The sequence below is a fragment of the Candidatus Pelagibacter sp. Uisw_090 genome, from assembly GCF_047717845.1.
Lineage (GTDB): Bacteria > Pseudomonadota > Alphaproteobacteria > Pelagibacterales > Pelagibacteraceae > Pelagibacter.
On sequence record NZ_CP159810.1, the window covers coordinates 464358 to 479552 of the forward strand.

Genomic DNA, 15195 nt, shown 5'->3' on the forward strand with positions numbered 1-15195 from the left:
TATATGACATTAAAAAAATTTATAAATTCATACGAAAATTTTTTAAAATTTATACTGTTCATAATGATGGTAGCTCTTGCAGTAACAGTATTGCTTGGTGTTTCGTTCCGTTTTGCTGGTAGCGCTTTAGTTTGGTATGATGAAGTTGCAGCGGTTCAACTTGCGTGGATAACGTATTATGGCTCAGCATATGCATCATTAAAAGGAGCACATATAAGCGTACCAAGTATTTTTAAAGCATTTCCATTAGCTTTAAGAAAAATATTTTTCGTACTATCTAAATTTGTTATCTATGCTTTTTTGATATTGTTAGCTTATTATGGGTTCAAAGTTTTAACACTTATTGGAGGAGAAACATTAGTGACTTTAGAGTGGGTTCCTCAAATTTTTGTACAATCAGTGATACCAGTTGCATCATGTCTATTTATTTTATCTGAAACTTTAAGAATTCCAGAGGATTATAAAAATTTAGTTCTTCAAACAACTAACATTGAACAAACAGGAGATATTTGATGTTAATTTTAACAATGTTTTTAGTATTACTATTTATTTTATCTATAAATGTTCCTATTGCTATTGGTCTAGCTGTAACAACAATAATTGCAATGGTATTAAAGTCTGGAACAAGTTTTTTAATCGATACTGCTATTGTAATGTTTGATGGGTCAATGAAATTTCCATTGATAGCAATACCTTTATTTATTCTAGCTGGTTCAATAATGAATAGTGCTGGTATTTCTAGAAGATTGATAGCGTTTGCTTCTGCTCTGGTTGGGTTTATTAAGGGTGGTTTAAGCATGATCAACATAGCAACTTCAATGTTTTTTGCAGAAATTTCTGGGTCTGCAGTTGCAGATGTTGCTGCATTAGGTTCAATTTTAATTCCAGCAATGAAGAAAAAAGGATATCCAGGAGCATTTGCTGCTGCAGTCACATCGTCTTCAGCATCTTTAGCAATTATTATTCCACCATCTATACCAATGATTGTTTATGCGGTGATGTCACAAAGTTCAGTGGTACAATTATTTGTTGCTGGAATTGTACCTGGTGTAATTGGTGGTTTTTTTTTAATGTTAGCCGCATATATCACAGCAAGACGCAGAAATTTTCCAGTTGAAGAAACATTTAATCTTGCAAATGTTAGAAAAACTGCAAGAGAAGCAGCATTAGCATTTTTACTACCTGTAATTATTTTGGGTGGTATTTTCGGTGGTGTTGTAACGGCAACAGAGGGTGCAGGCTTGGCGGTTGTAGCATCACTAGTTATTGGGTTAGTTTATGGAGAGGTAGATTTTAAAAGACTTTATGAAGCCGCAACTGAAGGAGCGATTCAAACATCATCAGTAATGTTGTTGGTAGCGGCTTCAGTATTACTAGGTGAATTTTTAACAGTCGAACAACTTCCGCAAAAAATTGCTGCATCAATTATGGACTTTACAAATAATAAGTATGCTGTTTTAGCAATATTAAATGTTTTTCTTCTAGTTATTGGTTTCTTTTTGCATTCTGTAGCAGCAATAATCCTTACCGTCCCTATTGTTATGCCTTTAGTTTATGCTGTGGGTATAGATCCAGTTCATTTTGGTATAATAGTCACTTTAAATTTAGCAATTGGACAACAAACACCTCCAGTTGCAAGTGTTTTAGCAACTGCATGCTCTGTAGCAAAAGAAGATATATGGGATGTAACTCGAGAAAACCTTATTTTTATAAGTGTTTTAGTAATATTGTTGCTTTTAGTGACCTATGTACCTGCCATACCAATGACACTAGTTGAATACTTTTATAGGAGTTAAATGGATAAATTAATTGAGCTTAATAAGATAAATAGTCATTTAACTGAAGTAATTTTAAACAGACCAGAAAAGTTAAATGCAATGACCAAGCCCATGTGGATAGAGCTTGGAAAAATATTCAAAGAATTATCTAAAAATAAAAACTTAAGATGTATAATTATAAGAGGCAAAGGTAAAAAATCTTTTTCCCCAGGTAATGATATAGGGGAATTTAAAAAAGAAAGATCATCATCAAAATTAGCAAAATCCTATGGCAAATTTTTGCATGGAACTTTAGGTGAAATATTTAATTGTCCAATACCGACTGTAGCACTAATAGAAGGAATATGTGTTGGTGGTGGATTAGAAATAGCAGGATGTTGTGATATTAGAATTTGTGGTAAAAGTTCAAGATTTGGAATTCCAATTAAAAGATTAGGTTTAACAATGGCTGCAAAAGAATTAGAAGTTCTTTTAAGGGTAACTAATTACTCGACTGCTATGGAAATTTTATTTGAGGGCAGGGTATTTAGTGCAGAAGAAGCATTTGAAAAAAAACTTGTTAACAGAGTGGTTGATGACAAGAATGTTGAAAAAGAAGCTTATAAATCTGCAGAATTAATATGCGAGGGTGCACCAAAAGTTACAAGATGGCACAAACAATTTGCTAGAAATATTTTAAAGAATGGTAAAGTGACTGAAAAGATAAACAATCTTGGTTATAAATGTTACGATACTGAGGATTTTAAAATTGGGTACAAATCCTTTTTGAATAAAACAAAACCTAAATTCAGAAATAAATAATAAATGACAACTTCATTGAAGGGCATTCGTGTTTTGGAAATGGCTCAAATTATGGCTGGCCCAACTTGTGGATTATTATTAGCGGATCTTGGAGCTGAAGTTATAAAGATAGAAAAAACACCTGCTGGAGATGATACTAGAAATTTTCTTCCCCCTGATATTAATGGAGAAGCTGCAGCATTTATGATGATGAATAGAAATAAGAAGGGAATAGCTTTAAATTTAAAAGATAAAGATGGAATAAAGATTTTTAAAGAAATGGTTAAAAATTCTGATGTAGTTCTAGAAAATTTTAGAAAAGGTACGTTAGAAAAATTAGGTATTGGTTATGATGTGATGTCTGAGATTAATCCTAAAATAATTCTTTGTGAAATATCTGGATATGGCAGAACTGGTCCTTATGCTGATAAAGGTGGGTTTGATTTAGTTGCTCAAGGAATGAGTGGTTTAATGAGTATAACTGGAGAGGGCAATGATAAGCCCCCAATGAAAGTTGGAGCACCCATCACAGATATTACTGCTGGTTTGCTAGCTTCAAGTGGAATTTTAGCTGCATTGATTCATAGAGAAAAAACTGGAGAAGGTCAGAAAGTTGATACATCTTTATTTGAAGCTGGCATAGTTCATACTTATTGGCAATCAGCTATAGCTGGTGCTACTGGACAATCTCCTGGACCACTTGGATCTGCACATCCATTAACTGCGCCTTATCAAGCTTTTAAAACCAAAGATAAATGGATTACAGTGGGAGCTTCTAATCAAAACACATGGTTAATGCTACTAAAGGCTATTAATCGTCAAGATCTTCAAGAAAATGAAAAATTTTCATCAAACCTGAATAGAAAAAAAAATATTAATCAACTTGTAGATATACTTAATAGTGAACTTATTAAAAAAACTGCCGATGAATGGTTAAAGATATTTGATAATAATGGTTTACCATGTGGACCTATAAATTCGATTACTGAAATGTTTGAAGATCCACAAACAATTCATAGGGAAATGATAATTGAAGTTGATAATAAAAAAGCTGGCAAAAGCAAGGCTGTTGGTATGCCAATCAAGTTTTCAAAAAGTAAAACAGAAAAATCAAAAGGTGCACCTAATTTAGGTGAACACACAAGAGAAATTATGCTGAGTTTTGGATACAAGCACGAAGAGATAGAAGATTTTTATAATAGAAAAGTAATACTTTAATTTACAGTTTCAAAAATTTTAAATAGTAATTCAGAAACATGTTTACCTTTTTTATCAGATAAATCTGAAATTTGATGTCTACAGCTAGTACCATTTGCAATAATAAAATCTTTTTCATCACTATTGTTTACTGCAGGTATCAAGGATAAATTTGCCATTTTTTTTGATATTTCATAGTGCTTACTGTCATAACCAAATGATCCAGCCATACCACAACAACTGGATTCTATCATTTTGTTGTTAATCTTTAATTTAGATAAAAGATTTTTAAGACCTTTCATTCTATCTTGAGACTTTTGATGACAATGACCGTGTATTAATACATTTTGGTCAAATTTATTAATCTTAATATTATTATCGTTTTCAATATATTCTAATATAAATTCTTCCAATAAATAAAATTTATTTTTTATTTTTTCTCTATTTTTTACATCTTTTAATTTTTGATACTCATCACTGAAAGTAAGTAAGCAAGAAGGTTCAATTCCAACAACTGGTAAATTAAAATAATTATTCTTTATGATATAATCATTAAATCGATTTAATTCATTTGCTGCTTTATCTAATTGTCCGTAAGAAATATAGGTTCTTCCACAACATAAAGGCCTATCTAAATTATCTTTATCATAACTTGGTATGATTGTTTGAAAACCTAGTTTGTTTAATACTTTTATAGCATATATTAAATTTTGATTTTCAAAATTTATATTAAAAGTATCTGCAAATAATATTAATTTTTTTTCAGATTTTAATTGCTCTGTGTATATTTTTTTTAAAATATCCTGACTTTGTACCTCTGGCATTTCCCTTTTGGTTGTAAATCCAAATTGTTCAATAATTGTTGAAATTATAGGTACGTTTTTGACTTTATTGAATATTGGAGCAATGATCTTTAAAACCCAAATCATCTTTGGCATCTCCGATATAACTTTATCTTTAATTCTCATGCTAAATTTATTGTAGTAATGAGAAAGAAATTCGCTTTTCATCTTGGCCATATCTACGGACATTGGACATTCTCTTTGACAAGCTTTACAGCTAACGCACAGCTCCATTGTTTCAAACATGTCTTTAGAGACAAACGATCCCTCAGGTAATTGATTTGATAATGCTAATCTAAGTGTGTTTGCTCTACCTCTAACTAAGTCTTTTTCCTCTTTAGTTACTCGATATGAAGGGCACATTACACCTGAGTCAAGGTTTCTACATGCACCATTATTATTACACATTTCCACAGCATCTGACAATTGTCCCCAATCAGACCAATCATAGTGTGTATTAATTTTTTCAGCCTGATAACCAGACTTATATCTCATTAGAGACCTATCGTTTGAAGTGAGTGGTCTTACAATTTTACCAGGATTTAAAAGATTTTTTTTGTCAAATGTATCTTTTATTTCCTCAAAAGCTTTTGTAATTTTTTCTCCAAACATCATTTTGTGAAATTCAGATCTCACAATACCATCTCCATGTTCACCAGAGTGTGATCCTTTATAATTTTTTACTATTGCAAATGCCTCCTCAGATATAGATTTCATATTTTTTATATCATTATCTGATTTCATATTTAAAACAGGTCTTACGTGTAAGGTTCCAACAGATGCATGAGCGTAGAACATTCCACTTGTTCCATATTTTTTAAATATTTCATTCAAACTTGCTGTGTAATCTGCCAAATGTTCAAGCGAGACAGCACAATCCTCAATAAAGGCAACTGGTTTTCTATCACCTTTCATAGACATTAGAATATTTAGTCCAGCTTTTCTTATATCAAAAACTTCTTTTTGCTCATTAAGATCAGAATAATATTTAAACTGATTTTTATTATTTTGGTTTAAAACAATGTACTCCAGATCATTTATTTTTTTTTCATAAACTTTTTGATCTGTATCTATAAATTCTACCATCAATACAGCAGCAGGGTTCCCCTTGATATATTTTTTTATTCCCTCTGCGTACATAGGAATATCTTTTGCTAAATTTAATAGATTTCGATCCATTAACTCAACACATGTTGGTTTTAATTTCACGATTTCTTGAGATATTTCCATAGCCTGATGAAAATTATCAAAATAACAAACACCTAGTATCTTATTTTTTGGTAATTCAGATAGCTTTAATTTAATTTTGTTAAATAAAGATAACGTTCCTTCTGATCCAACTAGTAAATGTGAGGAATTAAATCCATTTGGATCAATTAAATCTATGTTATATCCACCAACTCTTCTTTGTGTTGTAGGCCAATGTTCATTTAATTCAGCACTTACGTTTTTTCTTACATCAAAAAACTTGTTTATTATTTTATATAATTTGTCTTGATCATTTTTTGTAGATAACAAATTTTTATTAATGTGATCAAATGTAGTTATAGAGCCATCATCTAAAATTGCTTCTATTGCCAAAACATTATGTACCATATTCCCATAATATAAAGATCTTGAGCCACAAGAATTGTTTGCAGACATTCCACCAATCGTAGCTCTACTACTAGTAGATACATCAACTGGAAACCACAATCCATGAGGTTTTAGTTGTGCATTTAAGTGATCTAATACAACACCTGGTTCTACCCAAACATATTTTTCCTCTAAATTTACTTCTAAAATTTTATTCTGGTGTCTTGAATAATCTAAAACAATGCTTTCACCAACTGTCTGTCCACATTGAGAACTTCCACCACCTCTAGCTAATAATGGAATTGAATTTTTTTGAGAATATTCCATCAGATTTAGCACATCATTAGTGTCTTTTGGTAAAACTACACCTATAGGCTTTATCTGATAAACAGATGCGTCAGTACTATATCTTCCCCTAGAAAAGTCATCGAATAAAGTTTTTCCCTCAACCTTACTGCTAATTTCTTTGCTAATTTTTTGTATTTGACCTGCGCTTAAACTCATTAAACTTTGATAAAGGTTTATTTATTTTTGTAAACTAATTTACCAAACTTTTTTAACGCAGTTTCAGAAATTTCTAGTCCTAAACCAGGCTTTTCATTTAAATATATCCATCCATTATTCATCTTATGAGAGTTTTCAAATAATTGAGCTTGTAAAGGATCTCTTTCATCATCAAATGACTCAACAATTCTTCCTGCTGGAGTAGATGCAACTAATGGTGCGTGTATGAAGCAATCGTGGTGAGGAGCTATATCGATATGATTTAATTCACACAAAGCAGAAAGTTTCTTCCCGTTTGTAAATCCACCAAACATAGTACAATCAAATTGTAATATTTGTATTGCATCTTCTTCAATCATAGATCTACATCCATAAGTTGTTATCTCGCTCTCACCACCCGAAAGAGGTATACTTGTTTTTTTTGATAAGAGTTTTAGTGTTCTTCGATCATCTTCCCATCTTAGTGGTTCTTCAATCCAGGTTGGTTTAAATCTTTCAAACTCTCTAACTCCCTCAATTGCAGTTTTGAGATCCCAAGCTCGGTTGACATCGATCATTAATTCTTTTTCTTGACCAATTTCATCTCTAATTATTTCTAATCTTTTTGCGTCATCTTTAATACTTAATCCACCTACCTTAACTTTAAAACTTTGATGACCTATTTCTATTAATTTTTTTAATTCTTCCCTTAACTCTGACTCGCTTTTACCTTCTCGGTAATATCCACAAGTTACATACACTGGAACTTTATTCCTATAACCTCCAAATAATTTATATAGGGGAATATTTAATGATTTGCCAACTAAGTCCCAGCAAGCAATATCTAGAGCTGCTGAAATTCTAATTAAAGATTCTTTACTCCAGCCTTTTTCACTACTGATTCTAGTATCAGTTAATTTAAATATTTTTTCATAAATTTTTTCAGGACAAAATGGATCTTCTCCAATTATGAAATCTTCAAGGCCATTTGAAAATGGTTTGATAATTGGTGATATATCAGTGTAGCTTGTTGCCATTCCAAATCCTGAGTTACCATTTTTATTTTTAATTTTGATTAATAATTCATTTGCAGTTGGAACAATAAAATGACTTACCCAGTGTGGCTTTGTCTCATCAGGGTTGTTTAATATGTAAACTTCTAAGCTATCTATTAAATTACTAATATTTGTCATCATTAAAAATTTGATTATCTAATAACTTTAGCTTATACAGCATTATGGCAATTTCAAATATTATTAGACCAGGTAAACATTTTTTACAGATACCTGGACCAACAAACGTGCCAGATAGAGTTCTGAGAGCAATGGATTATCCTACCATTGATCATCGAGGACCTGATTTTGCAGAATTAGGTTTAAGAGTATTAGATAGAATTAAATTAATTTTTAAAACTTCTGAACCTGTAATAATTTTTCCTGCCTCAGGTACAGGTGCCTGGGAAGCTGCAATGGTTAACACTTTAAGTGTTGGGGATAAAATTTTAATGTTTGAAACAGGTCATTTCTCTACTCTTTGGTATGATATTGCAGAAAAATTTGGATTAGAAATAGATTTTATTAAAGGTGACTGGAGAACAGGTGTAGATCCAAATATTGTTGAACAGAAATTAAAAGAAGATAAAGAAAAAAAAATTAAAGCAGTTTGTGCTGTACACAATGAAACTTCTACAGGTGTAACTAGCAGAATCGGTGAAATAAGAAAAGCAATGGATAGTGCAAATCATCCAGCCTTATTATTTGTAGATACAATATCTTCTTTAGGATCAATAGATTACAAGCATGAAGAATGGAAAGTAGATGTTACAGTTGGTGGATCTCAAAAAGGTTTATTATTACCTCCAGGGCTTTCTTTTAATGCCATAAGTTCAAAAGCTTTAGAGGCTTATAAAAACTCAGACTTACCTAAATCTTATTGGGATTGGGAGCCAATGATAGAGAGTAATAAAAAAGGTCATTTTCCATACACGCCAGCTACAAACTTGTTATATGGATTAGATGAAGCAATTAATATGCTTATGGAAGAGGGTTTAGAAAATGTATTTAATAGACATAAAAGATTTGCTGAAGCAACCAGGATAGCTGTGAATGCTTGGGGGTTAGAAGTGCTTTGTAAAAACCCAGAAGAATATTCTAGCACATTAACTGCAGTTCTTGTTCCGGAAGGTCATGACGCAGACGCACTAAGAAAAATTATATTGGATGATTACAATATGTCTTTAGGAGCAGGATTAGCAAAAGTTGCTGGAAAAATATTTAGAATTGGTCATTTAGGTGATTTTAATGAACTAATGCTTGCTGGAACGTTAGCAGGAGTTGAGATGGGTTTAATGAAATCTAAAATACCTTATAAAAAAGGTGGTATTCTCACAGCTCTTGAATATCTTTCTTAAAAATTAAGTAAAAATTATTTTTTTAAATTTTAACAGTATAAATTTTTAAAAAAGTACAATTTATGGAACTTTTTCACTAAATGTTTCTATTAGATCTTTAGTTGAATATTTAGATATTATATAATTAATTATGTTTAATTTTAAAGAGATAATTTCATCGATTGCTGATGCAGGTCAAAAACTTTTTAGTATAAAAAATATTAAAAAAAATGATTTAGAATCTATCATATCATTATGTGATGATTTAATTTCACACAAAGGTGCAGCATTCGGTATTACTGTAGCTAGAGATATTACTGAACTATATCAATCACTATCTCCAGAAAATAAATTATCATTTTTTAAAAAAATTAATGACAAATATAAGCCCAGCTTTACAAAAGTTAATGAAGCAATTGAAAATTATACAAAATCTCAAAATGAAAAAACTTTGTCTGATTTATTTAAAGTTTCTGAAGGTAAGAGAAGAGAGCTTTTTAGAAGAATGAATATGGCACCCAATGGAACTGCGATTATAGTTGCGTTAAGAGAAGATTTAATAAGAATATTAAAAGACAATAAAGAACTTTCAGAATTAGATAATGATCTTAGACATTTATTTAGAGCTTGGTTTAATCCAGGATTTCTTAAACTTGCTAAAATCACATGGGATACAAAAGCTGCAGTTTTAGAAAAAATAATTAAATACGAAAGAGTTCATCAAATAAAAGATATGAATGAACTTAAAAGAAGGTTAAGTGAAGATAGAAGGTTTTTCTCTTACTTTCATCCAGCCCTTGAAGATGAGCCTATTATTTTTGTTCAAGTAGCCCTTACAAAAGGTCTCGGCAAATCTATTCAAGAATTAATGAAGCCGACAGATAATGAGGAAAAATCTTATGATACAGCTACTTTTTATTCAATTAGTAACTGTCAAGAAGGTCTATCAAGAGTAACTTTGGGTAATTTTTTAATAAAGAGAGTGGTTTATGAAATACAAGAAGAACTACCTCACATTAAAAACTTTGGTACCTTATCACCTATACCAGGGTTTGCTGATTGGTTTACTTATTTAGAGGAAAATAAGATTAAAAATATTTTAGGCGATCTAAAAGATCAAGATGCTATCTTTTTAAAATCTCAAGACTTAAAATTAGGTGACAGTAGAATTATAAAAAATAAGGAAGCTATAATAAAATTAGTAGCCCATTATATTGTTAATGAAAAAAATGAAAAAGGACTACCAGTTAATGATGTTAGTAGATTTCATTTAGGCAATGGAGCAATTGTTGACGATATAGTCGTTAATGCAAATATTTCAGAAACTGGTTTTAAAAGATCTTATGGTGTGATGGTTAATTATCTTTATGAACTTAAAAATATAGAAAAAAATCATGAAGAATATATGAATAATAATAAAGTAATCGTCTCTGATAAAATAAAGAAATATTTATAAATATATTCTTTATTTTTTAATTAAGACCCCATTTAACTTTATTCCAGATTCTTTCATGAAAATAATAAAAAAAGAGAGGAATTATAGAACCTAGCCCTAGTATTCCAGCCCCTTTAAAACTACCAGTAAAAATATAGCCAAATATTACCCAGTAGATAAAAATAAAAAGTCTCCATGAAAATGTTTTAGCAACGGAACGTATTTGTTTATCTGCCATAATATAATTAGCCTATAATAATTTTTGCTTATAGAACACATTTATATTAATATTTAACTATGACTAATAAAGTAAGTAAAAGTTTTATAAAAAATTCTCATTTAATAGATGATTTAAAACTATGTAGTATTCGTTTAATTGATAACGCTAAGTTTCCATGGATCATTTTAATTCCTAAGCGAAAAAATATTACCGATATTTCAGAACTCAACTCAAAAGATCAAATTTTATTAATGAAAGAAATTGTTCATTGCAGTAAATTAATGAAAAAAATTTTTAAAACAAAAAAACTTAATGTTGAGAAGATCGGTAACATTGTTCCTCAGTTACATATTCATATTATCGCAAGATCTACTAAAGACAGTACGTGGCCTTTGTCAGTTTGGGTGGTTAAAGGGAAACCTTATACAAAAATTCTATTAGCAAAAACTATCAATAAGATTAAAAAGTATTTTAAGGATTAAGGGGTAAGGACAGAGGTAGTTTTAGTCTCCCGCCACTACCTCTTAATCATTATGTATCTGATTCGTCCCAAATCTGTTAACACGTATTAATTGAAAGTAGACTTTATCAACTGCTTGCTTTACTAAATAGATAACACCTCGATTCACAAATAATTAAATTATAATATATTGATTAAAACCACTCTCTCATCATTTGCAAAATCTATTGGTTTTAACTCACAAAATTATATTCCAAAGGAAGGTGTTTCCTTTTCTCTGTTTAGAATTGAAGTTTTATCGGGTTTAACGGTTGCTTTAGCGTTAGTTCCAGAAGCTATTGCCTTTGCTTTTGTTGCAGGAGTTGCACCTTTATCAGGACTTTATGCTGCTTTTATCGTTGGTTTGATTACAGCTGTATTCGGGGGAAGACCTGGAATGATTTCAGGAGCAACAGGTGCTTTAGCGGTTGTCATGGTTTCACTTGTTATGGATCACGGTGCTCAATATTTGTTTGCAACTGTAGTGTTAATGGGAATTTTACAATTACTAGCAGGTGTCTTTAAGCTTGGAAAATTTATTAGAATGGTACCACAACCCGTAATGCTTGGTTTTGTTAATGGCCTTGCAATCGTTATTGGTATTTCACAACTTAGTCAGTTTAAAACCCTTAATGCAATGGGGCAATCAGTGTGGATTTCAGGAAACACTTTATATTATTCAATAGGGTTTGTAGTTTTAACTATGTTGATTATTTGGTTACTACCAAAAATTACTAAAGCAGTTCCAGCTACACTTGCTGCAATTTTTGTAACATCAATATTAGTTTTAGCATTAAAAATTGATATTCCAAGTGTTGGAGATCTTGCAAGTGTTAAAGGAGGATTACCTATATTTTCAATTCCAAATGTTCCTTTAAATTTTGAAACTTTAAAAATAATTTTCCCCTATGCATTTATATTGTCTGCCATTGGCTTAATTGAAAGCTTATTAACACTTAACTTAGTTGGTGAAATTACCAATAAAAGAGGTGGGGCTAGTCAAGAATGTTTAGCTCAAGGTTTTGCAAATACAGTTACTGGTTTTTTTGGGGGTATGGGTGGATGTGCGATGATTGGCCAATCTATGATTAATGTAAAATCAGGTGGTAGAACAAGAATTGCAGGAATAGCTGCAGCATTATTCTTATTAATTTTTATTTTATATACATCAAGCTATATTGAGATGATCCCAATTGCAGCTCTTGTTGGTGTAATGTTTATGGTGGTGATTGGAACGTTTGCGTGGAATTCTTTAAAGATATTATTTTTTGTACCAAAGAGTGATGCGTTAGTTATTATTCTTGTAACTGTTGTAACTGTTTTAGAAGATTTAGCTGTTGCTGTAATTGTTGGGGTGATTGTATCTGCATTAGTATTTGCTTGGAAATCTGCATCTAGAATTAGAGCAGTTGAGAGACCATCTGCTACAGAAAAGGGTGCTAAGGTTTACGAAATAGAAGGACCACTTTTCTTTAGTTCAACGGATAGTTTTTTAGAATTATTTAAACCAGAAGAAGATCCCGAAGTAGTTATTATTGATTTTGCAGGATCAAAAGTAATTGATCAATCAGCTTTAAAGGCAATTGAAGACATTGCTGACAAATATAATAGTTTTGGAAAAAAAGTTAAATTAAGACATTTAACTCGTGATTGTCATAGATTATTAAGCAGAGCAGGCCAGCTTGTTGTTGATAGTGATGACGATCCTGATTACGGAATTGCAGTTGATTATGATGTTAAATTAGGTATTTTTGGAAATTAACATGAGCAAAGAGATAAAAGCCGATGACGTTATTTTCAATTTCTTTAAACAAATTTGTGATGAGAAGGATGATGTTAAATGTGTAGAGCTTGGCAATAGTTGGATTAATGCGATGAAGACCAATCTTACTAACATGGAAAAAAATCTAGAAGAAGCCGACAAAGCTAAACATCAAGAAAATATAGATAGCAATATGAACCACCTTAATAACCTTAAGGATAAATCAGCTGAGGAATGGCGTGAATATGCAACTCAGTGTATGGTAGAGATCCTTGATCACAAAAGTAAATCTTGAATTTTTTTAAGAGATTATTTTCAAGTAGCAATTTAGAATTAGAAATCAATGACGGGGGACGAGCTGCCGCTGGTTATAAAGGAAAAGCTGGAGACTGTGTAGTTAGATCCATTGCAATTGTAACAAATCTTCCTTACCAAAAAATTTATGACGATCTTTATAAAGCAAATGAAGAATTTAGAACTACATCAAGAACTAGACTTGCAAGAAGTTTAAAACAAAAAAATGATAGCCCGAGGTCTGGCACTCATAGAGTGGTTGTTAAGAAATACCTTGAAAAGTTAGGATGGCAGTGGACGCCAACGATGTTTATAGGACAAGGTTGTAAGGTTCATTTAAAAAAAAAAGAACTTCCAAGTGGGACTTTAATTGTATCTTGTTCAAAACATATAACAGTTGTTAAAGAGGGTGTCTTGCATGACACTTATGATTGTTCAAGACGGGGCACACGATGTGTTTATGGGTATTGGACTAAGCCTCATTAGATAAAGATAAAAGTGGTTAATAAATTTCATTAATATATGATTTTTAAAAATGAGCTTTAAAGATAACGTCAACTTACATGTAGACAAGTCAGCTAAATTACTAAACTTTAGTGATGACTTACTTGAACATTTAAAATCCACTCACTCATTAATTAAAGTAAATGTAGGTGTTGTCCTAGAGGGCAAAATTAATAATTTCACAGGATGGAGGGCAGTTCACTCAGAACACATACTTCCAACTAAAGGTGGGCTAAGATATTCTGAAACCGTTGATCAAGACGACACAGAAGCTTTGGCATCTTTAATGACTTACAAATGTGCAATAGTTAATATTCCTTTTGGTGGTGCAAAAGGAGGTTTAAAGATTAATCCTAAGAATTACACAATGCCTCAACTAAGAGAAATTACTAAAGCCTTTGCAAGTAAACTAATTAATAAAGGTTTTATTTCTCCAGCATTAAATGTACCAGCTCCAGATGTCGGAACTTCAGAAAGAGAAATGGAATGGATTTTAGAGACATACAAAACACTTAAACCTGATGATATAAATTATAGAGGTTGTGTAACGGGTAAACCCTTACATCGTGGAGGTATTGCTGGAAGAACAGAAGCAACCGGTAGAGGTATTGAAGAAGTAGTTAGAGAAATATTTAGACATGAAGACGTCGTTAAAGAAGCTGGTTTAAAAAATGAATTAAAAGATAATGAAATTATAGTTCAAGGCTTTGGTAACGTAGGAAGCAATTTAGCTAAACATTTATATAATAGAGACAATGCAAAGATTATAGCTATTGGAGAGTTTGATGGCTATTTATACAATAAAAAAGGCATTGATATAAATGCACTAATTGAATTTGTTCAAAAAAATAAAAGTATTAATAATCCTAAACTTGGAGAATTTAAAAATAACCCAAGTGAACTCTTAGAATTGGATTGTGATATTTTAATTCCAGCTGCATTAGAAAATGCAATTACTGTTGATAATGTAGATAAAATTAAAACAAAATTAATAATTGAAGCTGCTAATGGACCCATTTCATTTGAAGCAGATCAAAAATTATTTGAAAAAGGAGTTATGATTATCCCCGATATTTATGTCAATGCAGGCGGAGTAGTAGTTTCTTATTTCGAGTGGGTTAAAGATATTTCTCATATACGTTTTGGTAGAGTTGAAAAAAGATTTCAAGAACAGAAAATATTAGACATTATTGATTTGATAGATAAAAAAACTAATACCAAAACAGATTTTGACACAATTAAAAAAATTATTCATGGTGCTGATGAAGAGGATTTAGCTTTTTCAGGTCTAGAAGACAGTATGAGAAATGCATTTATTGAAATTTATAATGCTAAAAAACAAATAAAAAGATCATTTAGAGACAGTGCTTATTATGTGTCTCTAAAGAAGATAAGAAACTTCTATACAGTAGAAGGGTTCCCTAAACGATAAATAGC

14 protein-coding genes are annotated in these 15195 nt (G+C 31.0%); 11 read left to right on the forward strand and 3 right to left on the reverse strand.

The features are described 5' to 3' along the window. Window positions 1-3: 3 nt before the first annotated feature. Genes ABXT58_RS02490 through ABXT58_RS02505 form a run of 4 tightly spaced genes read left to right on the forward strand, consistent with a single transcriptional unit; the run spans window position 4 to window position 3776 of the window. On the forward strand, window positions 4-513 hold the full coding sequence (locus ABXT58_RS02490; RefSeq protein ID WP_415304484.1) for a TRAP transporter small permease: 510 nt from the start codon (window positions 4-6) through the stop codon (window positions 511-513). Next, a complete protein-coding gene (locus ABXT58_RS02495; RefSeq protein ID WP_415304485.1) occupies window positions 513-1796 on the forward strand; it encodes a TRAP transporter large permease in 1284 nt (427 codons plus the stop codon). The genes ABXT58_RS02490 and ABXT58_RS02495 overlap by 1 nt, the downstream gene beginning before the upstream one ends. Continuing rightward, a complete protein-coding gene (locus ABXT58_RS02500; protein ID WP_415304486.1) occupies window positions 1797-2579 on the forward strand; it encodes an enoyl-CoA hydratase/isomerase family protein in 783 nt (260 codons plus the stop codon). 3 nt (window positions 2580-2582) lie between these two features. Continuing rightward, a complete protein-coding gene (locus tag ABXT58_RS02505) occupies window positions 2583-3776 on the forward strand; it encodes a CaiB/BaiF CoA transferase family protein (RefSeq protein ID WP_415304488.1) in 1194 nt (397 codons plus the stop codon). On the opposite strand, the gene ABXT58_RS02510 is transcribed toward ABXT58_RS02505, so the two are convergent. Next, entirely contained in the window at window positions 3773-6676 is a 2904-nt protein-coding gene (locus tag ABXT58_RS02510; protein ID WP_415304489.1) for an FAD-binding and (Fe-S)-binding domain-containing protein, read from the reverse strand. The two genes, ABXT58_RS02505 and ABXT58_RS02510, sit on opposite strands and share 4 nt — an antisense overlap. 17 nt (window positions 6677-6693) lie before the next feature. Next, window positions 6694-7851 (reverse strand): mandelate racemase/muconate lactonizing enzyme family protein, encoded by a 1158-nt coding sequence (locus tag ABXT58_RS02515; RefSeq protein WP_415304491.1) that lies wholly within the window; start codon window positions 7849-7851, stop codon window positions 6694-6696. A gap of 41 nt (window positions 7852-7892) precedes the next feature. On the opposite strand from ABXT58_RS02515, the gene ABXT58_RS02520 reads away from it, so the two are divergent. Together ABXT58_RS02520 and ABXT58_RS02525 are read left to right on the forward strand one after the other, a co-directional pair. Continuing rightward, window positions 7893-9065, forward strand: a complete 1173-nt coding sequence (locus ABXT58_RS02520; protein WP_415304493.1) for a pyridoxal-phosphate-dependent aminotransferase family protein — start codon at window positions 7893-7895, stop codon at window positions 9063-9065. A 130-nt stretch (window positions 9066-9195) separates the two neighbouring features. Continuing rightward, entirely contained in the window at window positions 9196-10500 is a 1305-nt protein-coding gene (locus ABXT58_RS02525) for a malonyl-CoA decarboxylase domain-containing protein (RefSeq protein ID WP_415304495.1), read from the forward strand. 16 nt (window positions 10501-10516) lie between these two features. On the opposite strand, the gene ABXT58_RS02530 is transcribed toward ABXT58_RS02525, so the two are convergent. After that, complete coding sequence (locus ABXT58_RS02530; RefSeq protein WP_415289854.1) at window positions 10517-10717, reverse strand: DUF2061 domain-containing protein; 201 nt, start codon at window positions 10715-10717, stop codon at window positions 10517-10519. Between the two features lie 59 nt (window positions 10718-10776). Between ABXT58_RS02530 and ABXT58_RS02535 the strand changes: the two genes are divergently transcribed. From ABXT58_RS02535 to ABXT58_RS02555, 5 genes are all read left to right on the forward strand, one after another. Further along, the gene (locus ABXT58_RS02535; RefSeq protein ID WP_415304496.1) at window positions 10777-11181 is read left to right on the forward strand and encodes an HIT domain-containing protein; all 405 of its coding nucleotides are present in this window, start codon (window positions 10777-10779) and stop codon (window positions 11179-11181) included. Window positions 11182-11349: 168 nt separating this feature from the next. Beyond that, window positions 11350-12960, forward strand: coding sequence for a SulP family inorganic anion transporter (locus tag ABXT58_RS02540; protein WP_415304497.1), 1611 nt, complete (start codon window positions 11350-11352; stop codon window positions 12958-12960). A gap of 1 nt (window position 12961) precedes the next feature. Beyond that, window positions 12962-13255, forward strand: coding sequence for a hypothetical protein (locus tag ABXT58_RS02545; RefSeq protein ID WP_415277785.1), 294 nt, complete (start codon window positions 12962-12964; stop codon window positions 13253-13255). Continuing rightward, on the forward strand, window positions 13252-13740 hold the full coding sequence (locus ABXT58_RS02550; RefSeq protein WP_415304499.1) for a hypothetical protein: 489 nt from the start codon (window positions 13252-13254) through the stop codon (window positions 13738-13740). The genes ABXT58_RS02545 and ABXT58_RS02550 overlap by 4 nt, the downstream gene beginning before the upstream one ends. Before the next feature lie 49 nt (window positions 13741-13789). Next, complete coding sequence (locus ABXT58_RS02555) at window positions 13790-15190, forward strand: Glu/Leu/Phe/Val family dehydrogenase (protein WP_415304501.1); 1401 nt, start codon at window positions 13790-13792, stop codon at window positions 15188-15190. Window positions 15191-15195: the final 5 nt, after the last annotated feature.

Coding starts and splice junctions, on each gene's coding strand:
- ABXT58_RS02510 (WP_415304489.1), bottom strand. CDS start 6,676: ATGAGTTTAAGCGCAGGTCAAATACAAAAAATTAGCAAAGAAATTAGC.
- ABXT58_RS02555 (WP_415304501.1), top strand. CDS start 13,790: ATGAGCTTTAAAGATAACGTCAACTTACATGTAGACAAGTCAGCTAAA.
- ABXT58_RS02490 (WP_415304484.1), top strand. CDS start 4: ATGACATTAAAAAAATTTATAAATTCATACGAAAATTTTTTAAAATTT.
- ABXT58_RS02515 (WP_415304491.1), bottom strand. CDS start 7,851: ATGATGACAAATATTAGTAATTTAATAGATAGCTTAGAAGTTTACATA.
- ABXT58_RS02535 (WP_415304496.1), top strand. CDS start 10,777: ATGACTAATAAAGTAAGTAAAAGTTTTATAAAAAATTCTCATTTAATA.
- ABXT58_RS02525 (WP_415304495.1), top strand. CDS start 9,196: ATGTTTAATTTTAAAGAGATAATTTCATCGATTGCTGATGCAGGTCAA.
- ABXT58_RS02500 (WP_415304486.1), top strand. CDS start 1,797: ATGGATAAATTAATTGAGCTTAATAAGATAAATAGTCATTTAACTGAA.
- ABXT58_RS02505 (WP_415304488.1), top strand. CDS start 2,583: ATGACAACTTCATTGAAGGGCATTCGTGTTTTGGAAATGGCTCAAATT.
- ABXT58_RS02530 (WP_415289854.1), bottom strand. CDS start 10,717: ATGGCAGATAAACAAATACGTTCCGTTGCTAAAACATTTTCATGGAGA.
- ABXT58_RS02545 (WP_415277785.1), top strand. CDS start 12,962: ATGAGCAAAGAGATAAAAGCCGATGACGTTATTTTCAATTTCTTTAAA.
- ABXT58_RS02495 (WP_415304485.1), top strand. CDS start 513: ATGTTAATTTTAACAATGTTTTTAGTATTACTATTTATTTTATCTATA.
- ABXT58_RS02520 (WP_415304493.1), top strand. CDS start 7,893: ATGGCAATTTCAAATATTATTAGACCAGGTAAACATTTTTTACAGATA.